Source organism: Arthrobacter bambusae, assembly GCF_030812595.1.
Taxonomy (GTDB): Bacteria; Actinomycetota; Actinomycetes; order Actinomycetales; family Micrococcaceae; genus Arthrobacter; species Arthrobacter bambusae_B.
Window position 1 is genome coordinate 1 of record NZ_JAUSSZ010000014.1, and the last position, 20,341, is coordinate 20,341.

Here is a 20,341-nt window from a genome sequence, read left to right on the forward strand (position 1 = left end):
GATGGAAGCCGGCACTGAACGCCTTCGCCATCACCTTCGAAGGCAGAATCACATAACGCCAACACCCGAATCCACCGTTAAACGGACACTCCCCCCCGGCCAGCTAGGTGACCGGGCGTCCGGCCACAAGCCGTCATACCTGACCGGGCGTCCGGCCAAAAGCCGTCATACCTGACCGGGCGTCCGGCCAAAACCCGCACGATGTGACCGGGCGTCCGGCCAAAAGCCGACAAATGTGACCGGGCGTCCGGCCAAAAGCCGTCATACCTGCGCGAGGGTTCACTTCCGAAGACTCGGCGAATACGCTGAAGCAAGCTGTCCCATTCCCCGTCCCTAGCTATGGAGACCCTTGATGACAGGTTGGAATGCCGAGAACCTTGCAGGTTCGCCCGGCGCAGGTGCCGTGACGTTGTTGGCAGGAACATCGTTTTGCGTTTCTGCGGCCAACGGCGATATGGACCAATTGCGCCCACACGGGATGTTCTTCCGTGACACGCGGTTCATTTCGAACTGGGCGCTCGCGGTGAACGGCCAACCCATCGAGGCTTTGGGTTCTCCTGTCCCGGTGCCCTTCCGCGCTGATTTTGTCGGCCGCGCGGCACGCACCGATGGTTTGGCAGACAGCCACCTGCTGGTTGAACGCAGACGGAGCCTGTTCGGCGGGGTCCGCGAAGAGATCACTGTCAGGAATTTCTCCAACAAGCCCGCCCGCACCACGGTTTCACTCACCCTCAACGCGGACTTTGCCGACATCTTCGAAGTCAAGGAGGGTCGGGCACGCCACGAGAGTGTGCATTTGGCGCGGGATGGCGACGGTTCGTTGGTTCTTGAGTCCCGGAGGCAGGGGCGGCACGTCCTGGTCACCATTGATGCCCCGAATGGCGTGGTTGATGGAGATGTCATCAGCTATGACATCTCCATTGCGCCCCAAGGGCACTGGTCCACGGGTGTGACTGCCACGCCCCGCATCGACGGAGTCGGACCAGAGGCGGACGCCCGGGTTTGGGGAGACCAAGATCCCCATGACGTCCCGGAGGAAAGGCAGCAGGAATGGCAAGGCAAGGTGCCAACAACGGAACTTGCCAACAAGGCCTTCGAAAAGGCGCTGGCCCAGAGCAGGGCAGACCTCGGCTCCCTCAGGATCTTCGACCCCGCCCATCCCGGGCGGACGGTGGTGGCTGCGGGCTCGCCTTGGTTCATGGCTCTTTTCGGCCGGGACTCGCTCCTGACTTCCTTCATGACTCTTCCGCTGGATCCTTCGCTGGCCCTGGGAACGCTCAAAACCTTGGCAGACCACCAGGGCCGGACCGTTAACCCGCTCAGCGAGGAGGAGCCCGGCCGGATCCTGCACGAGGTGCGTCTCGGCGCCAGCACAGGCCTTGCGCTCGGGGGCGGCAGCGCCTACTACGGTTCAGTCGACGCAACGCCGCTGTTCGTCACCCTCGCCGGGGAGCTCACACGTTGGGGGTTCCATTCCGAAGTCGCGGAATCACTTCTGCCCGCCGTGGACCGGGCCTTGGACTGGATCCGCGACTATGGGGACGCCGACGGCGACGGCTTCGTCGAGTACGAACGGGCCACCGACCATGGCCTCCTCAATCAGGGTTGGAAGGATTCGGGGGACGGCATCAATTTCGCCGACGGCACGCTGGCAGAGGCGCCGATCGCCTTGTGCGAAGTCCAAGGCTATGTGTACACCGCGTATCTCAGCAGGGCCTTGATGGCCCAGGAAGAAGGCGATCTGAAGCGGGCCGCGGTGTGGGGCGCCCGGGCAGCCGAGCTCAAGCGAATTTTCAATGAGCAATTCTGGCTCCCTGACCGCGGGTATTTCGCGATCGCCCTCGATCGCGACAAGCGCCCGGTGGATGCATGCGCGTCCAATATGGGCCACTGCCTATGGAGCGGAATCATCGACGACGACAAGGCCCCGTTGGTCGCGGAGCGGCTGATGTCGGACAGCATGTTCACGGGCTGGGGCGTCCGGACCCTGGCTTCGGACATGGCGGCGTACAACCCGGCGAGCTACCACAACGGCTCGGTGTGGCCGCACGACAACGCCCTCATCGCCGCCGGATTGATGCGCTATGGCTTCATTGAGGAAGCCCAGCGCCTCGTCACGGGTGTCCTCGAAGCTGCCGACGCTTTTGGCGGACGGCTACCGGAGTTGTTTTGCGGTTTGGACAGGCAGACCTACGGGATGCCGGTTCCGTACCCCTCATCGTGCTCGCCGCAAGCGTGGGCTGCCGCCACACCGGTCCATCTGCTGCGGGTTCTCCTCCGTTTCGATCCGTGCCTCACCCACGGGGGCCTCTGGCTGGCACCCGTGGTCCCCCCGGGCTTCGGTGAGATCAAAATGCGGAACATCCCCCTCGCCGGCTCCAGGATCTCCGTGAAGGTAGTCGACGGCGAAACGCGGGTCAGGAACCTGCCCGAGGATGTGGTGCTGCACAGCGAAGCCCGCAAGCCGCTTGCCGATCTCTTGGACGTCCACCATGTCACCGCAGGACGGGGGCGCTAGGTGCGCATCGGCCTGGTTGCCCCGCCGTGGATTACGGTCCCGCCGCCCGCATACGGAGGCACTGAATCGATCATCGATATCCTTGCTCGCGGCTTGGCTGGCGCGGGCCACGACGTGCTTCTCGCGGCGGCATCGGGAAGCACATGTCCAGTGGCCAAAGTCCCCGGCACGCCGCCTGCCGACGGCTCGAGGATAGGGAACGGGACGGACGAGCTCCGGCACAGCGTCTACGCGTTCGCGGCCATGGAGGACGTGGACCTCATCCACGACAACACGCTGGCGGGGCCGCTATACCGGCATCGGCCGGAGGGAACGCCCCTCGTCGCAACGGCCCATCTCCCTTTTTCGGCCGAAAACCATGACATCTACCGGGCGATGGCCACCGACACCGCGATCATTGCCATCTCACAGCATCAAGCTGACTCAGCACCCGGGATCAGGGTGCGGCGCGTCATCCACCACGGGATAGATACGCAATCCGTCCCCTTCGGAGCCGGTGACGGCGGCTACGCCAGTTTCCTTGGCCGGATGCACCCGGGCAAGGGACTGCCGGAAGCGATAGAGACGGCCCGCCTGGCACAGGTACCGCTGCGAATCGCGGCCAAAATGTACAGCGCGGAAGAGCATGAGTATTACGCCTCGGTCATCGCACCGCTTTTGGGGCCCGACGTCGAATACCTCGGCGAACTGAACGCCACGGACAAGTTCGTCCTCCTGGGCGGCTCCATGGCGCTGTTGAATCCGCTTCAATGGGACGAGCCCTTCGGGATGGCCATGATCGAGGCCCTCGCCGCCGGGACGCCGGTGGTAGCCACGTTCCGCGGGTCCGCCCCGGAGATCGTCTCGGAGGGCGTCACCGGCCATCTCCGTTCCAGTCCACCGGAGCTGGCCGAAGCCCTCATCGCCGCCGCCACGTTGGACCGGAAAGAGTGCCGCGCGGCCGCGGAGAACTACTTCAGCGCCGAAAGGATGGTGGCCGAACACCTCGCGCTCTATGAGGAACTCATCGCCGAACAAAAGTGATCCTCCCAGCCAGATATGGCACCCTGAAAGTAATGAGTTTTCCTAAGACGAGCCGGCTGCCGGCCATACGTTGGGCCGCTACCAAGCGCTGGGCGGGCGCTGGAGCGGGTTTCCTTTTTGTGCTCGCAACCTTGGCGTGCGTGGTCGCATTCATTGCCACCTTCTATTTTTTCGTGCGCACCACAACGGGGCAGTACATCGACGAATCCGCCTTGGTGGAAGCCGCGACCATCAACGGTCCCACCGAGCGTGCAACCACCCAGTTCCTCGATTGGTTGCCGGTCACCTCGGTGGCGATCGCCGCCGTCGTCGTCCTTTTCGTCACGATCAAGCGCCGCCGCTGGAAGTCCGCCGGGATCGCGCTGGCCGCCTGTGTCGCGGCAAACCTGGCAACCCAGCTCCTGAAGGACTGGTTTCCGAACAGGCCGTTCCGAGGCGTCCAGACCATTGAACTGAACTCGCTGCCCTCCGGTCACACCACATTGGCGGCTTCGGCCGCTGCGGCGGTGTTCTTGGTGGTATCCCCGCGGTGGCGGCCCTTGGCCGGGTTCCTCGGTGGCACTTTCGCGGTTGCGGCCGGAGTTTCCACGCTGATCAACCAGTGGCACCGGCCCGCCGACGTCGTCGCCGGGTTCCTCGTGGTTGGAGCCGTAATGCTGCCGGCTGGCTGGTTGGTATTGCGCACGGGAAAGCGCTGGAACGTCGAGGACAGCCGCGGTGAGCACTGGGCGTCGTCGCGCTTATGGCTTTTACTGTCGGTGCTTGCAGGGGTTGCCGCTGCGGCGGTTGCGGTCTATTCGCTGATCAAGATCGCACCTGGTTTCGGCCAGGAAAGCAGCACCACGAACTACTTCTGGGCCGGTGTCTCCCTGATCGTCATCACCGGTTATCTTGCAACGGTCGCTGCCACTTGGCTTTTCGACGTGAGTGCCCGACGGCGGCAGTCACCTTAACGGCGTTCGTCGCCGACCGTCCTAGCGCACCGACCTAGCGCACCGTCGGAAGCACCTTCCTCAACCGCACCAGCTGGGGAGAAACCCGGGAACGCTTTTGAGGACGCTGCCTGATTTCATGTCCACCAGGTCGGTCCGGATGGGGGTCGGTTCGGCGCGGACGGGGTATTGGTCTCCCGTGTACTGCGGTGCTGCCGTCTCGACGGCGAGGTAGTCGTTGTCTGGGGAGAGGCACGTGTCCAGGATCCGGGACCAGGCGGCGGCCGGCTGGTAGAGCTGGCGCGAGCCGTTCTTGTCGGCGAGGTTGACCACGGACGCTTCCTTTCCGGCGTCGTACTTTCGCACTACCTGGACGTACTGGCCGGAAGCGGCGAGGACGATCGGTTGGCCAGCGGTGCTGGTGACCCCGTTGGCTGCATCGGGTACGAACGCGCCGGGGAGGGTGAGCGGCGTGGAGGTTCCGGTGGTGAGGTTGATGGTCGAATAGCGGGGCGGGTCTATGCCTTTTTTCAGCCCTTGGTCGGCGACGGCGAGTTCGTTGGTGCCGGGGACGAACCCCAGGAAGCCCGCATGCGCGCCCAAGGGCGATACCTTGCCGGTGTCCAGCGCATCGATGAGGAACATGGATTGGTCATCCGTCTGTGCCACCAAGGTTGCCGCCTCGGGGACAAAGCGCCAGTCCGCGGCCGAGACCGGTCCGTTGACCCCCTGGACGGCCCGGGGCGCGGAGGACGGGTTGTCGACGTCGTACACGAAGAGCGATTTCCAGTACTGGCCGGTGCCTGAAGAAGCGGTGAAGGTGAAGCCTATGAGGTGCTTGGATCCTGCCGCGTGAAGGTTGGCCACTGTCCCCAGGCTCGGCAATGGAACAAGTGTTGGCGGGCCGCCGGTGAGGGGGACGATCTCGAGCGAGCTGGTGTTGTCGTCGTTAAGCGTGACGACGGCGAGCGCGGAGGGAAGGGCCGCATACTCCTGGATGCGGGGGGCGCTGACGATGACGGTGCCCTGATCGTTGCCCGAGAGGCTTGTGCCGAGGATGGTGTCGGGCTTCTTCTGACCGCTGCTGTCCTTGCCGGTGTCCCTTTGCAGGCTGTACAGGGCGAACGCTGCAGGTGCGGCGGAGCGGGCCAGGGCCGAAGTGGAGTTGAGATGGGGCAGCTTCGAAAGGTTCGCGGCGGTCAGGGCGCCGGCAAGAAGGGCGAGGATCGCGATGGTGCCGTAGAGGCGCCGCGCGAAGCGGCGCCCGGCCAGAAGCTCGGCCGCGGCCGCAATGGCTGCAGCCCGTTTGGCCGAGACGGGACGGCGCTTAGTAGACATAGGGCTGCGCCGGCTGTGTGGTGGACTGGATGGTGTCCGGGATCAGGACGATCGCCTCGCGGCTGGCCGAGTTCGGGTTGGCGCGAAAGCCGCTGGTGACCGTGACCCAGCTATCGGTTTTGTATTCGTTTTGCCAGCCTGGGTGATATACGGGAACGCCAATCGGCTGGGCATCAACAGCGCAGCAGGTCACTACGAAACGGGTCACGAAGAATACGTTCGGATCTGTCTTGTCCGCACTAATGAACCCGGTGACGGTGGCAGTCTTGTCGGCAAAAAAGTCCTGCCCTGCGCCGGAGCGAAGCAACGATGCCCAGTCCCGCACTGTGAACGCGGAGTAGTCTCCCTTGCCGGACAGCGCGGGTGCTTTCAGCGTGAGGGCCGACGCCGAGCCGTTGAGGTCCCGCTGGGCAACGGTTGCGGTGGTAAGGGTCGACGGCGGCAGGACCAGGAGGCCGACGACGGCGGCGACCATGGTCAGTACGCTTCCGAGAGGCCACAGCCAGCCCCACCGCGAACGGTGGACGCCGCTGTGGTCGTGGGCGTCGCCGCGGGCGGCGCCGTGGGCGTCGCTGTGGTCGTGGGCGTCGTGCTCCGTGGGAGCAAAGGCAAAGGCCGCCAAGGCGAGCACTCCTGCGATCACGGCCATGACAACCGTGAACACGAAATACCGCGGGTGGATATACAAGGCAAGCTGGCCCGTGATGCCCAGCCAGATGGTCGCGACGAGGCCGATCAGGCTGAGAAGCACGCCCTGCCAGCGGCCCACGAGCCGTCTAATGACCATAGTTGACCGCCAATCCGAGGACCGCAGCGCAAAGTGCCACCAGCAGGCTTAACTGAAGGAGGGTCTTTGCGGTAAACGTAGTGCGCATCAGGGCAAGCATCTTCACGTCGATCATGGGCCCGAAAACGAGGAAAGCCACGATGCTTCCCGGCAGGAAGGTTGCGCCGAACGACAGGATGAAGAAGGCATCCACGTTTGAGCAGATCGCGACGACGAAAGCCAACAACATCAATGCCAGCACCGACCAGACGGGATTGCTGCCCAACGCAACCAGCACCTCGCGGGAAACGGCGACCTGGATCAGCCCCGCCATGCCCGCACCAATGAACAAAGCAGGCATCATTGCCCGCGTCTCCTGGGAGAACATCTGCACGCTGCGCCTGACCCTGCCGCCAGGGCCGCCGTCGTGGTCTGCTACGTTGCACGTTTCCTGGAACCGGGAGGTCAGCAGCTCCCCGGGCCGCGGATGCCGGCTGTAGATCCAGCCAACAAGGTTGGCGATGAAGAAACCGCCCAGGACGCGGGAGGCCAGGATGCCGTTGCTCCAGCCGAATGCCTGCGCGGTGGTGACGATGGTTACGGGGTTCAGGATGGGCGCCGCGAACAGGAAAGTCATGGATTCCGCAACCGTGAGGCCTTTGACCACCAGACCGCGCGCCAGGGGAACATTCCCGCACTCGCAGACCGGCAGCAGCATCCCCAGCAGCGAAAGGAGCAGCCTCCGCAGGATAGGGCTCCGTGGCAGGCGACGGAGCAGCATGCCCTCCGGCAGCCAGACCTGGACGGCGATCGAGAGCACAATCCCGAGGAAAACGAAGGGCAGGGACTCGACGACGACGCTGATCGACAACGTGGCAAAGTCGCGGGCGGCGTTGGGAAGTCCAAAAGCCTCCGTCGTGGAGGGTGCCAGCATTCGAACCGCCGCGAACAGTGCCATGAGTGCGAGTCCGATGGCCAGCCCGGCAGCAGACCTCGACGTGAAAGCGCGGACCGGGCTTCTGTGCTCGCGTTCCGGCTGTTTACGTTTGTCGACTGCAGGCAGCGTCACGGGCACTCCTTCCTCCACGGAGCCGGCCGGCCAAGCCTGGCCGGAAGGGGCTGGCGAAGTCGACTGTACACGCGGGGTACTTGCGCGGCTAGCCCTGGATAGAGCCCGGACACCGTTCCGAGTAGACGTTTGAGCAAGTACCTAGGCACATCAGAAGCTCCACCTAAGGAAGCGTAAGGACGAGCAGGAAGAACAGGTATTGACCACTCGTTTCAACGGTTGCTTGCGGTCGTAGCCTCGCAAGTACGTGAGTGTTAAATAGACAAGCGGCACCGAGTGCCACCGCTGGAAAACCAGATCGGACTCCTCTTTCGAGCGGCGCCTTCTTGGCCCACCAACGAGGGTCACCCGGCCGCCAGTGCACTACCCCGCTGGGGAGGAGTTGGCCATGAGAACCACGAATGAGCGGCACGAGGCGACCGAATCGCCATACGAGACGCGTCCGCGGCCCAATGTGAAAAGAAAATGGGCCGGTACGAACTTCCGTAAGAGCTGGACGGCTTTTGGCAGTACGGCACTTCTGTTTGCCGGCCTGCTGGCCGGGGTGGGATTCGCCGCCCCGGCGCATGCCGCCCCGAACACGGTGGTGTCGCTGACATTCGATGACGGCAATGCGGACCAGCTGACGGCCGAAGCCACGATGAAGAACTTGGGCTTGGTCGGCACGTTCTTCATCACCACCGGGTGGGTTGACCAGCCCAGCTACCTAACCAGTGCCAACCTGCAGCAGATCGCCGCCGACGGCAATGAGATCGGCGGCCACACCGTGACCCACCCGGATCTGGTGTCCCTAACCTCCGCTGAGTCGACGCGGCAGATCTGTAACGGGCGCGTGGCGTTGATGAACATGGGCTTCAAGGTCACCAGTTTCGCCTACCCGTTCGCTTCCGAGGACCCTGCCACCGAGGCATTGGTGAAAGGGTGTGGTTTCAACAGTGCCCGCGGCTTGGGCGACGCTGCCAGCAAGGATCCCGCCTCGGCGACCCTTCCCGCGGCTGACACCATTCCGCCGGCCAACGCCTATGACACCAAGGCGCCGGACGAGGTAGACAGCACCTGGACCTTGCAGGACCTGCAGAACCAGGTGACGCACGCCCAAACAACCGGCGGCGGCTGGGTCCAACTGACCTTCCACCACATCGCCACCAACACGGACCCGACGCTGACGATCACCCCGACCCTGTTCACTCAGTTCGCCACCTGGCTGGCACAGCAGAAGACGGCCGGTACGGTCGCTGTGAAGACCGTGGACCAGGTTGTCGGCGGCGCCCAGCAGCCCGCAGTGCCGGGCCCGGCCGTTCCTCCGCCACCCACTCCGGGGACCAACATGATCCAAAACCCCAGTTTGGAGACCCTGGTCAACACGGTCCCGCAGTGCTGGGCCGCCGGCGGGTACGGCACCAATACCCCGGCTTTCTCCATCGTCACACCCGGCCACACAGGAAACAACGCCGAACAGCTAACCATGACAGGCTGGGTCTCCGGGGACGCGAAACTCCTGCCCGCCTTGGACTTGGGCGGCTGCTCGCCGACAGGAATACCTGGACATACGTATCAGCTGAAAGCCTGGTATAAATCCACGGTCGATACCCAGTTCGAAGTCTATTACCGGACCGGCAGCGGATTCTGGCAGTACTGGACCGCAAGTCCCCTCGTCGTACCGGCAGCAAACTGGACTCAAATCACCTGGAACACCCCGCCCCTGCCGGCTGGCGCGTCAGGCATCAGTTGGGGCCTGAACATCCAGGCTAATGGCACCATCACTACCGACGATTATGAGATGTACGACAACGGCGTCTCCTTCGCGGACATCCCCCCAACGTATCCGTTCTACAACGAGATCACTTGGCTCGCTGCCAACGGAATCACCACCGGATTCCCGCAGTCCAACGGCACCACCCTGTTTGAACCGCTGCAGTCGGTGAGCCGGGAAGCGATGGCCGCGTTCATCTACCGGTACAAGGGCAGTCCGGCGTTCAACGCCCCGGCGGTGTCTCCGTTCACGGATGTTCCCACCTCCGACATCTTCTACAAGGAGATCACCTGGTTGGCGAACACTGGCATTACCACTGGATACCCGGGACCCAACAACACGAAATCCTTCCATCCGCTGGATGCAGTGAACCGGGATGCGATGGCCGCATTCATCTACCGCATGACCGGAAGCCCGGCTGTGACCGTGACGAAGACATTCCTCGATGTTCCTCCGAGCTACCCGTTCTACAAAGAGATCAGCTGGCTTGCCGCCGAGGGAATCACCACCGGCTGGGCGGTACCCGGAGGAGCGATATTCCAGCCCCTCCAGCCAGTACACCGCGACGCGACCGCCGCGTTCCTGTACCGCCTCAACGCTAAATTCCCACGGCCCTGACAGGCCTTTGGAGAACCCGGGGTTCCTTAAAGGGACCCCGGGTTCTCTTGCGTTTGATAAAGGTTCTCGATGATGGCGTCGGCCAGCGCCGGGCCCATCTTGGGGTACATCGTACGGAGTTCCTTCACGGCTGCCTCGTGTCCACGGCTAACGTGGATGACGCGCAGCCAATTGATCTGCAGCCCCGAAAGGCGCACTCCGACCTTGGAAAATTGCCGGTGCTCAATGATGAACCAAACGCTCACCGTCGCTTGGGCGAGTGCCAGCACGATGATTAGCGGCGCGAAGGCACCGGATCTGCGTAGATCGAAAAAGAACGTCGCGGTAAACAAAATCGAAAGCCACAGCGTGCCGGCTCCGAAATTCTGCCATCTGAGCCAATCAAGGAAGCGTCCCGGACGAAGTGGCGGGACCTCCGAGAGCGCCGCTTTCTCTGGAGAAGCCACTGAAATGGCCCCGGAACCCAACAACAGGCCGCCCATCCACAGGTATGGACGGGCGGGATCTGCGATCTCGGGCACGGAGAGAAACCCGGACACAAGCACCGCGATGGGCAAGATGAGGGGAAAGACATCGGCTGCCTGTGCCCGCACCAGCACCATAGGCTTGGGCCAGAGACGCCAGGTCAGCATCACCACACCCCAGATCATGGCACCGACGGCAGCGCCGAAGGAAAGAAGAACAATCCTGACGTTCCCTGGTCCAGGCGGCGCCGTGGTGGCCAGCCACAACCAGGCACAGCCCTCCAGCACCAAGGTGGCGCCAGCGACGGTGGATACAGCTTTGGCATGCCGGATGACCCGCATGTTCACTCCCCACGAGGCTGCTCCCCTGGGATCATCGAACGCCGATGCTTCGCAGGTGTCAACTGTTCGGCGTCGGCATCGCTGTCCCAGCACCCGCCCTCGGCACCATCGCGCGCAGCCGGAGCCGGGCCGGTTCCTCAACGTACTTGAACAGCAAGTGGGTGGCCAGGGCAGTCCCAAGCAGGCACGCCGCAGCGAGCAGGTTCTCCTCCAGTTGTCCGGCACCATGCGGCCAGTCCCTGATGATCCAGTAGAAAAGGTAGATGAAGAACATGTGGACCAGATACAGGCTGTAGGAGCTGTGCCCGCCGTACTGCAGCCACCTCGCGGACAACGCCGAGCGGAGCCAGCCGCGCGTCAGGCCAAGCAGGGCGATGAGCAATGGGAAGGCAAGCACAGCCAGCCGCCCCGGGCCAGGTTTTCCGGCCGTAGCCAGGAACACGACGACGGCGGTTCCGGTCAGCAGGGCGCCGGGCCCGGCCAGGGCAGTGTTGAACTTCATGCGGTCTGCATTGCGTGCGGCGATGCATGCGAAAGCGCCGGCGATGAAGCAGCAGGCGATCCGAAGCAGCCACTCATACGGCTGATGCTCAACCGTGGGGACTGGCAGGTCCGGACCCCAGACGGCTGTCGGCAGGAGGACCAGCACGGATGCCGCCAGCGCCGCCAACGGATGCAGCCGGCGCAGCCGGAACAGGACCAGCGCCAGCACCGGGAACGCCAAGTAGGCCAGCCACTCGGCACTGACCGTCCAGCCCGGGCCGAACCAGCTGGCGCCGTCCGTACCCGGCTGGAACCAGAGATGCATCATCAGCAGCTGCTTGGCCAGCCCCCAAGGCGAAAGGTCCGGAGCTTTGGTCTGGAGGGACCACTCCCGGACGGATTCCTGTGCGGTCCCGTACACGAACCAGAGGCCCAACACCCCTACAACCAGTGCGAACGCGGGCCACATCCGGGCGAACCGGGCCCAGACGAAGTCACCGGCGGCTCGCCAACGGAACCGTGGGCCCAGCCGGTCCAGGTACGTGTAGGTGATGATGAAGCCGCTGAGCACAAAGAACACGTCCACGCCGAGGTCCCCGTTGGCGATGACCGGACGGAACAGCTCATAGACAGGGGCGAGGAAGGTTTGCTGCATGGCTTGAAGATGGAAGAGCACTACCCACAAGGCGGCAACAAAACGCAGTGCGGTCAGAGTCGCGAGATCGGCCCGGGACTGCTTTGCTTCGCCCTTCGGCAGGCGATTCTCCGCCCCGGTACCAAGCGGCGGGGCGCTGTCCGTGGCGGGGTTCCCAGCGGTCGGATTCGCAGTGGGGGCACGATGCGGAGGCGAGATGACTGAGGACATCCAATTCACCATACCGGACGTACCTGACCGGAGTCTGGGAGCGAACGGCAGGCGGCCCGGCCATCCTCAGGCGCCTAGTAATTCCTGCGGTGCTTGAGTTTCGGGAGCGCGACGGCGAATACCGCCGCGGCTGCCACGCCGAGGACGCCCGTGGCCCAGACGCCCGCCGCGAGCGATATCGATGCAGCGAGGGCCGAGAGCAGCACGGGCCCGCCCGTGGCACCGGCGTCGGAGATGAACCGCCACAAGCCGAGGAATTGCCCGCGGCCCTTGTCCGGGGAAAAGTCTGCGCCGAGGGTCATGATGAGTCCCGAGCTGATGCCGTTGCCGAAACCGATCAGGAGCGAGGCCAGCAGCAGCCCCACGAACTCCGTGGACGACGGCATCAGGAACAATGCCGCGCCCATGATGAGGGTGGACGGCACTGCGACCCACATCCGTCCCTTGCGGTCCATGAGCTTGCCGGCCGGATAGAACACCAGCATGTCGATCGCTCCGGACAACCCATAGATCAGCGAGGCGTGTGTGGCGTCCAACCCCAAGTGGTCCGCCCACAATGGGATGACCACTTGCCGGGAGGCGCGGATCGCGCTGAGCAGCAGGATTCCGGTCCCGACCGCCAGGAACACGCCCGCGTGGGAAACCGCGACGCCCCGGAGCGTGGGTTCGGGACCCTTGCGTCCGCCGTCGACGTCCTCCGGCAACACAAGATCCGGGATGGTGAGGGACAGCACCGCGGCGGCTGCCATGCCCACCACGCCAACCCAGTACGCGCCGCTGATCCCGGCGAACTGCATCACGGCCGCGCCGACGAATGGACCAATGAACACACCGATCCGGGTGACTCCGCCCAGCGTCGAGAGTGCGCGTGCCCGGTAAATGACCGGCACGGCTTCCGTGAGGTACTTCTGGCGCGCGAGGTTGAAGACGCTCGTTGACATCCCGACGACGGTCATCGCCGCGGCGAGCAGCCAGATGCCGTTGTGCGCAAGGAGAGGCGCGAATCCCGCGGCCAGCAGGGCTAATGCTCCGGCGGCGCCTGCGGCGACGATGGCCCATCGTTCGCCGAACTTGATGGTGATGAGCGAAGCGGGCAGGTTGAAAAACCACGACCCGAGCCCGATCAAGGTGACCACCAGCGCGGACACGGCGACGGAGGCGCCAAGGTCGCGGGCGGACAATGCCACCACTGGAAGCACCGCGCCTTCGCCGATACAGAACAGCAGGGCGGGCCCAAAGGCAGGCACCGCGATGCTGCGGAGGTTGAACGGCTGAACGGTGCTGGTGGTGGTCATCCCTTTCATCCTAGGACGCTGCCATCTTTGCGACGCGCCAAATACCTGTCGCGCACGGAATTCCCTGGCGCACACGGAATTCCGCCTGCGTCAGGCATTCAGCGCCGCGCGAGGAATGTTGAGCCGCGTTAGACGGCACCCCGCGGACGACGCCGGGGCACGCCTGCCGCCGCCAGCTTCCGTTCCAATACGCCTGGTGCCATGAGTTCCGCCCACACCCACCGCACGACCCCGCTACCGGTGGCGCGGATCCGGTCCTCGCGCAGCTTTTCGTCGATGACGGCCTGGGCGGCGGTCCGTCCCTTGAGGAATTCCGGTTTCAGGTACTTGTCGATGCCGTCGAACTCCCCGGCCACCCGCGCACCCTTCCAATAGAAGTCCGAGTAGCCCACCAGGCCCGTTTCGTCGCGGAATTCGCGTTGCAGAACCGGGGGCTCGAATCCGGCGGCATGCATCAAGGCACGGCTGTAGGATTCCCCCGAGGATCCGGACAGGGGATCTGCGAAATCGACTGCCGCTTGGATTCTTCTGATGGCCGCCGCCGTGTAGATTCCATCCGCTTCTGCAAGGAGTGTTTCCTTGGTGATGGCTGGCAATCCCCGTCTCCGATCGGCTTTGAGCACGTGATCCAAAGGAGCAATCGCTTCGACGAACGGGGTGAAAGCGGCCAGATCCAATACCGTGCGAACCCTGCCAGTCACCAGGACTCCCTCGCACCGATATACCTTGAGGCTGGTGGGGTCCGCATAGTGGCGGGTAATCCCGGCCCGCGAGCGGCCGCCGTCGTTCTTCAGGGTGACGGCCTGCACTGGGTGATGCAGGCCGATGGTGGGGATCCCCCACACTGACGCCGCCGAGTGCCTGGCGAATATGGTCCGCGCACTGGACGTTTCGGCCGCGGCGCTGATCCGGACACGGTATTGTTCCCACGATTTCAGCGCGGCCCACGCCGGGCCGTCGACGTAGATTCCTTGGCGCACTCGGAACAGCGTTCCCGTCTTGGCGCGCCGGGCGAGTTCCTTGAGAGTCGTTCCCTGAACGAGGTGATCTCTGCTGAGGATCAGGCGGGGTAAGTGAGTCATGGCTAAGAACCTGCCACGTGCGTTCCGGCCCACGACAGCACCGAATTCCTCCATGTGGACAACTCCAGGGAAATGACGCGTCCCTTACCCACCGACGCAGTATTTTCCCTGCGCACCCGGAATTCCCTCTGCGTCAGGAATTTAGCGCCGCGCCTACTTCAGGAAGCTGGCGTTGAAGGAGTTCAGATCGACGTTGATGCCGTTCAGGGTATGCTCGAATTTCTGCTGGATACCCACGCGCATGGTGCCCGCGGTGTTCCAGCCTCCGTACTGCACCGGGGCAGGCGCCAGGTAGTTTGCGGTCCAGCGGGCGTAGTTGAGGTTGCTCGTGTCCGTATCCCAGAGCGGCACGTCCGAGAATGCGGTGCTGTTGCCCATCAACCCCGGCCACATGCCACTGCCGCTGTAGATCACTGGCCGCACGCCCAGGCTCCGCACGCCGTCCACCATGGCCCGCGTTACCAAAGATCCGCCTGGTTCGATGTCCAGGGCGAAGAACTGCAGCTGGGAGATGTACGGTCCAGCGGCTTTAATGCCGTTCTCCCAGCACGACGCGTCTCGCGTATAGACCGCGATCTTGAGGCCGGCATCGAGCGCCATCTTCAATTGGGCCTGTGTCTGCTGCCAGGGGGTGCACGTGCCCCAAGCCGTGGAGTGCATGACATAGAGCCGGAAGCCCTCGGCGTAGGCCTGGCGGAACCAGTTCGGGTCGGTGATGGCCGCGGTTGTGTCGAGCACCTTCACGGAGTTGCCGTGGGCTTGGGGTGCGGCGGCGGGCGCGGGTGCGGCTGCAGCTTGGGGCGCGGCGGCAGGCTGCGGAACGGCGGCAGGCGCTGGGGTTGGCGTGACGAGCGGGGCCACCTCAGCGGCGGGTGCGGCGTTCTCGATGGGTGAGGGGCCGGCGTCGGGCGCTGTGTTTGTGGAGGGGCGAGCGCCAGTGGCGCCCGTCAGGCCGAGGAGAAGCACGGCGGCGAACACGAAGGCTAGGTGTTTGGGAATCAAAGGAGGCTCCTGGGTGCTGGCCTCGCGTTCAGAAACGGGCGCAGCGGGGTGTCATGAAGGCACGGGATTCGGTGCACCATGCCCGGGCCCAGTTCCCGGTCATGGCGAGGACGCCCCGCAAGACGAATGACGTCCGAATCCAACTTTAGGGAAGTCCAGGCGGAACCGATAATTTGCAATCCAAGTAGTGGTCGAGTATGAACCCGCGCACTCCCTCGAAATCCAAGTAGTAACTAGAGTGCCGCCCGTGAAGGCGAGTCGCTACACGTACCCGTCCACGATCGCGGCCGCGATCTCCTTGTATGCGCGGCGGGTGTCGGGGCGCAGGACGTCAAGGGTGACCAGGTCTCCGTCGGCCACTCCCCTGTCATGCGGCACGGCGATCAACTGGCGGCAGATCCCGGAGAGGTGTTCCTCGATGGCGTTCTTGTCCACGCGGGAGGAGACCTCGTCCTTGTCCGTGATGACCACGATCGCGTTGCGGGCAAGTTCCTCGTAGCCGTGGCCCGCAAGCCACTGGAGGGTGCTGCGCGCGCGCTTGGCACCGCTCACTGCGTAGCCCGCGGCGATGATGAGGTTGTCGGCCGATTGCAGGATGCCGCTCATCGCATTGTGCGTAACGCCTGTGCCACAGTCGGTCAGCGCAATGGAGTAGTAGCCCGAGATCAACTCCCGGATGCGCAGGTATTCTTCGGCCGTCAGTGAGTCCGAAACTTCGGGGTCCTGTTCGCCGGCGATCAGGTGCAGCCGGCCGGCGTGGTGCATGTACCGGGCCAGCGCCGTGAGCGAATCGACATTGTCGACGTTCTTGAGCAGATCCGTAATGGTGCGCGGCGTGGCCTTCTGGTAGATGCCCTCGCCCAAGGCGCGCTCCACGAGGTCGCCGGAATCGGGGTTGGCGTCGATGGCGCAGGGCGGGTCGCCGCGGAATTCCGCCAAGGTGAGCCCCACGCCAACCGTGGTGGACGTCTTGCCGATTCCGCCCTTGAGGCTCAAAACGGCCGTGTTGTAGCTGCCTTGGAGCTGCCGGGAAATGCGCCGCGCCAGGTCGTCTTCTTCGCGCTGCTTGGCGCTCGGTCCGAGGTTCCAGGCTCCGCCCGTCAACTTGTAGAGCATGCCGCGGAAGCCACCGATGGGACGCGGCTTCTGTTCCCTCACGAAGGAACCCGGGGAAGAGATGAAGTCTGAAATCGGAGCATTGGCGGCTGCGGCGCGTCCGGCCCGTGAGGCAGCCGGGGTGACGTCGGCCGCGGCCGGTGCTGCCGCCGTCGGGATCCGGCGTGGTTCCTCGCGGCTCGCGTCACCGACGGCCGAGTCTCCGCGGGCCGAGTCTCCGCCGGCCGAATCTTCGCGGGCTGCGTCTTCGCTGCCCGCTACCATCGCGGCGGACGCGTCGGCGGCGGCTGCCGCTTCGGCCCAGGATCTGCTTTGGAGCGGGGCAGAAGTGGATGCGGGTGCGTCGGAGTCGTTCGGCGTAATGATCGGCATAGTTCCTGTCCAGGCGTCACCCTCTGAGCGGCGGCGATCGCGGCGTCGACGAAGCTCGGGCTGCCCTTCGTTAGATGCAGCGGCGCTGGCTTCGTTGTCCACAGAATCCGGCATGGTCTTGTCCCCTAGGACTCGCAGCGTTGTGCGCCGCGGCTCTCGTTTAGATTGCTTCAACCAGCAATTCTAGGTGGCGACGGCCTCAAACCTGACATATGGGTCATGCCGGGCAGTTTGGACGGCGGTTTTGGGCCCGTGTCCGAGCCTCGAACGGGGGTATGCGCACATTCTGCTGGATCATCCGTAACCGCTCACGGCACGCGCCCCGGAAACACGCGGATATTCCTCCCATACCCCGGCGATGATCCAGCAGAATGTACGCGCATCGGGGGCGTCAGGCCGCCCGCGCCGCATCCATGTGTTCCTAGTTCTCAGCTGCGGCGAGCTGGGACTCTCCGCTCGTGCAGCAGGTCAAAAGGACACTCTGCGTTGCATTCGCGGGTGCGTCGCAACTGTCGCCGGCGTCCGTGGAGCACACACCTGTTTCGGGCAGTTCCAGGTGGACGGTGTCGGCTGCGGCCTGATCCCCGGCCAGGGCTGCGGCCACCGAGCGGACTTGTTCGTACCCGGTGGCCAGGAGGAAGGTTGGCGCCCGGCCGTAGGATTTCATGCCGACAATGTAGAAGTCCTTCTCCGGGTGCGCCAGAACACGGGCCCCATGTGGGGGAACGGTGCCGCAGGAGTGGAATTCGGGATCGATCAGTGGGCCGATCCCGGCCGGTGCTTCGACCGCGGGGTCCAGGTTGAGGCGGAGTTCGCGGAGGATGTCCAAGTCCGGGCGGAAGCCGGTGCAGGGAACGACGACGTCGGACTCCAGGGTGCGTCCGTCGAGGGCTTCGACGCTCACATGGGAGTCCAGGGATTTCAAGGCGCTGATGCCGAATCCAATGTGCAGCTCGATCTTTCCCGTCTCGACCAGGCGGCGCAGCCGGCCACCGAGCTGGCCCCGGGCCGGCAGCCCATCGGCGTCCCCGCCGCCGTAGGCCTTCTCCGCAGAGGCACCGCGGACGGCCCACAGAATTGTGGTTCCCGGCTCGTCCTTGGCAAGTTCCGCCAGGGTGATAAGGGTGTTCGCTGCCGAGTGTCCGGCCCCGACCACAAGGACCCGGCGGCCCGCGAACGATGCCCGGTCCCGGCCCTTGACATCCGGCAGGGGCGAAGAGACCCGGTGGGCGGCCCTGCTCTCGCCGATGGCCGGCAAGCCCGAGGTGCCGAGCGGGTTGCGGATGGACCACGTCCCGGAGGCATCAATGACGGCGGCCACGGTGTGGTCGCGGATTTCGCCGTCCCAGTGTTCAACCCGAACAAGGAACGGCGTGATGTCGCGCTCCCGGACGTGGGTCTTGTCCAGGCCGGCACGGGTGACCGCTATGACGCGCGCATCGGTCTGCAGACGGGAGCCGATGGCCGGGAGTGCGGCCAAAGGTGCAAGGTATTGGTCAATCAGTTCCCCGCCATACGGGAGCGCCGTGGGGCGGGGTGATTCCCAACCGGATGGCTCGAGCCGGCGGACGGCTGCGGCGTCGAGGTTGAACCGCCACGGTGAGAACAGACGGATGTGCCGCCATTGTTCGATAGCGGCACCCGCCGTCGGCCCCGCTTCGAAGATGACAGGTTCCAAGCCGCGTTCAAGAAGGTGCGCGGCGGCGGCCAGGCCGACGGGTCCGGCACCGATAACGGCGATGGGAAGGGTGTGCTTTGTATCCATCCTGTCCTCCTCCAGCAGCGGGCGTGGCACTACTTGGCGGCGGGGGTGAGGGACTCGATCAGGCCCTCGATGCGGCTCTTGATCTCGTCCCGGATGGGACGCACGGCTTCGATCCCTTGGCCTGCCGGGTCGTCGAGGACCCAATCCTCGTAGCGCTTGCCCGGGAAGTAGGGGCATTCGTCGCCGCAGCCCATGGTGATGACGACGTCGGATTCCTTGACGGCTTCGGTGGTGAGGATCTTGGGGATTTCGGCGGACATGTCGATGCCAAGTTCGGCCATGGCTTCGACGGCGGCCGGGTTGACCTTGTCTGCGGGCTGGGAACCCGCGGAGCGGACCTCGATCCGGCCCTCGCCAAGCGTCGTGAGGAAGGCAGCCGCCATCTGGGATCGGCCGGCGTTGTGGACACAGACGAAAAGAACGGAGGGTTTCTTGGTGGTTTCGGTGCTCATGAGAGGACCTTTCGATCGGGCACGGGTGCGGGTGCGGGTGCCGGCAAAGGAGAGGGCAGTGCGGGAACAAGTGGGTACAGGGTCCGGACCAGGAAGAGCCCGACGGCGCCGCCCAGCAACTGCGCGAGGATGAAGCCCGGGGCGGATTCCGGGGCAATCCCGGCGAAGGTGTCGGTGATGGTCCGGGCCAAGGTCACGGCGGGGTTTGCGAAGCTGGTGGAGCTGGTGAACCAGTAGGCGGCCGCGATGTACCCGCCGACGGCAAACGCAACCTTGTCCGGCCGGCCGGAGCGGATGGTGCCGAAGATGACCAGGAGCAGCCCGATCGTGGCCATCACTTCGCCGAGCCACAGCCCTGTCCCCGCACGTTCATGCGTGGAGAGCGTCACTGCGTTGAGGCCGAACATCAGGTTGGCGAGCACGGTCCCGGCAAGGCCCCCGGCGAATTGGGCGGCGATCAGGGCCAGAGTCGTGGGCGTATCCAGGAGCCCCAGGGCGCGTTCCACTAAAGTGACCACAGGGTTGAAGGATGCCGAGACCGGCTGCAGTGCCAGGATCAACGCCACGAGCGCGGCGCCCGTGGCGAAGCTGTTCTGGAGGAGCTGCAGTCCGACGTCGTTCGGGGACAGGCGAGAGGCCATGACGCCGGACCCCACCACGGCCATGACCAGGAAGGCGGTTCCCACGAACTCCGCCATGGCCCGCCGAGTCAGCACGCTCACTGGCCCTGTCCCCCGATCAAGGCCGCCAGGCCGGACAATGCATCGGTGCGGGCGCGGTAGTAGACCCAGACGCCGCGCTTTTCGCGCTCCAGGAGGCCCGCTTCGTGCAGGACCTTCAGGTGGTGGCTGATGGTCGGCTGTGACAGCTCAAAGGCGTCGTTCAGATCGCAAACGCAGGCTTCGCCGCCTTCGTGGGATGCGACCAGTGACATCAGCCGCAGCCGTACCGGATCGGCCAGCGCTTTCAGCAGCGGAACGATCCCTTCGGCCTCGGATTCAGAAAGGGGCTCCCTGGACAGCGGCGAGCAACACGCCACCGTTTCGACGGGCGTTAACTCCAATGACATAGACACACATAAATATT

The 20,341-nt window shown here is 64.6% G+C and carries 17 protein-coding genes; 4 read left to right on the forward strand and 13 right to left on the reverse strand.

Going from position 1 to position 20,341, the window contains the following annotated elements; translation table 11 throughout:
• Positions 1-352 precede the first annotated feature (352 nt).
• The 3 genes from J2S96_RS16365 to J2S96_RS16375 are packed head-to-tail and all read left to right on the forward strand — an operon-like array spanning position 353 to position 4,494.
• Positions 353-2,518 (forward strand): amylo-alpha-1,6-glucosidase, encoded by a 2,166-nt coding sequence (locus tag J2S96_RS16365; protein ID WP_306865755.1) that lies wholly within the window; start codon positions 353-355, stop codon positions 2,516-2,518.
• Positions 2,519-3,541, forward strand: coding sequence for a glycosyltransferase family 4 protein (locus J2S96_RS16370; RefSeq protein ID WP_306865758.1), 1,023 nt, complete (start codon positions 2,519-2,521; stop codon positions 3,539-3,541). It begins immediately after the preceding gene.
• A gap of 32 nt (positions 3,542-3,573) precedes the next feature.
• A complete protein-coding gene (locus J2S96_RS16375) occupies positions 3,574-4,494 on the forward strand; it encodes a phosphatase PAP2 family protein (protein WP_306865760.1) in 921 nt (306 codons plus the stop codon).
• A 60-nt stretch (positions 4,495-4,554) separates the two neighbouring features.
• On the opposite strand, the gene J2S96_RS16380 is transcribed toward J2S96_RS16375, so the two are convergent.
• Genes J2S96_RS16380 through J2S96_RS16390 form a run of 3 tightly spaced genes read right to left on the reverse strand, consistent with a single transcriptional unit; the run spans position 4,555 to position 7,640 of the window.
• Positions 4,555-5,811: a hypothetical protein gene (locus J2S96_RS16380; protein WP_306865762.1), complete on the reverse strand. Its 1,257-nt coding sequence runs from the start codon at positions 5,809-5,811 to the stop codon at positions 4,555-4,557.
• Positions 5,801-6,598, reverse strand: coding sequence for a TIGR03943 family putative permease subunit (locus tag J2S96_RS16385; protein WP_306865764.1), 798 nt, complete (start codon positions 6,596-6,598; stop codon positions 5,801-5,803). Before J2S96_RS16385 ends, J2S96_RS16380 begins: the two co-directional genes overlap by 11 nt.
• Positions 6,588-7,640: a permease gene (locus tag J2S96_RS16390; protein WP_370873149.1), complete on the reverse strand. Its 1,053-nt coding sequence runs from the start codon at positions 7,638-7,640 to the stop codon at positions 6,588-6,590. Before J2S96_RS16390 ends, J2S96_RS16385 begins: the two co-directional genes overlap by 11 nt.
• 394 nt (positions 7,641-8,034) lie before the next feature.
• Here J2S96_RS16390 and J2S96_RS16395 point away from each other — a divergent pair, with 394 nt between their 5' ends.
• Entirely contained in the window at positions 8,035-10,017 is a 1,983-nt protein-coding gene (locus J2S96_RS16395; protein WP_306865766.1) for an S-layer homology domain-containing protein, read from the forward strand.
• Between the two features lie 26 nt (positions 10,018-10,043).
• Here the strand turns inward: J2S96_RS16395 and J2S96_RS16400 are convergent, their stop codons facing one another.
• The 10 genes from J2S96_RS16400 to J2S96_RS16445 all read right to left on the reverse strand — a co-directional run bounded on the left by J2S96_RS16400 (position 10,044) and on the right by J2S96_RS16445 (position 20,324).
• Positions 10,044-10,823 (reverse strand): hypothetical protein, encoded by a 780-nt coding sequence (locus J2S96_RS16400; protein ID WP_306865767.1) that lies wholly within the window; start codon positions 10,821-10,823, stop codon positions 10,044-10,046.
• A 58-nt stretch (positions 10,824-10,881) separates the two neighbouring features.
• Positions 10,882-12,171: an acyltransferase family protein gene (locus J2S96_RS16405; RefSeq protein ID WP_306865769.1), complete on the reverse strand. Its 1,290-nt coding sequence runs from the start codon at positions 12,169-12,171 to the stop codon at positions 10,882-10,884.
• Positions 12,172-12,245: 74 nt separating this feature from the next.
• Complete coding sequence (locus tag J2S96_RS16410; RefSeq protein ID WP_306865771.1) at positions 12,246-13,466, reverse strand: MFS transporter; 1,221 nt, start codon at positions 13,464-13,466, stop codon at positions 12,246-12,248.
• A 128-nt stretch (positions 13,467-13,594) separates the two neighbouring features.
• A complete protein-coding gene (locus tag J2S96_RS16415; protein ID WP_306865773.1) occupies positions 13,595-14,548 on the reverse strand; it encodes a hypothetical protein in 954 nt (317 codons plus the stop codon).
• Positions 14,549-14,701: 153 nt separating this feature from the next.
• Positions 14,702-15,550, reverse strand: coding sequence for a hypothetical protein (locus tag J2S96_RS16420; protein ID WP_306865775.1), 849 nt, complete (start codon positions 15,548-15,550; stop codon positions 14,702-14,704).
• Positions 15,551-15,811: 261 nt separating this feature from the next.
• Positions 15,812-17,152, reverse strand: coding sequence for a MinD/ParA family ATP-binding protein (locus tag J2S96_RS16425; protein WP_306865777.1), 1,341 nt, complete (start codon positions 17,150-17,152; stop codon positions 15,812-15,814).
• A 307-nt stretch (positions 17,153-17,459) separates the two neighbouring features.
• Entirely contained in the window at positions 17,460-18,803 is a 1,344-nt protein-coding gene (locus J2S96_RS16430) for an FAD-dependent oxidoreductase (protein WP_306865779.1), read from the reverse strand.
• 29 nt (positions 18,804-18,832) lie between these two features.
• A complete protein-coding gene (locus J2S96_RS16435) occupies positions 18,833-19,255 on the reverse strand; it encodes an arsenate reductase ArsC (RefSeq protein WP_306865781.1) in 423 nt (140 codons plus the stop codon).
• Positions 19,252-19,977 carry an aquaporin gene (locus tag J2S96_RS16440; protein WP_306865782.1) on the reverse strand — a complete coding sequence of 242 codons (726 nt, stop codon included), beginning with the start codon at positions 19,975-19,977 and terminating at the stop codon, positions 19,252-19,254. The genes J2S96_RS16435 and J2S96_RS16440 overlap by 4 nt, the downstream gene beginning before the upstream one ends.
• A complete protein-coding gene (locus J2S96_RS16445) occupies positions 19,974-20,324 on the reverse strand; it encodes an ArsR/SmtB family transcription factor (RefSeq protein WP_306865941.1) in 351 nt (116 codons plus the stop codon). Before J2S96_RS16445 ends, J2S96_RS16440 begins: the two co-directional genes overlap by 4 nt.
• Positions 20,325-20,341: the final 17 nt, after the last annotated feature.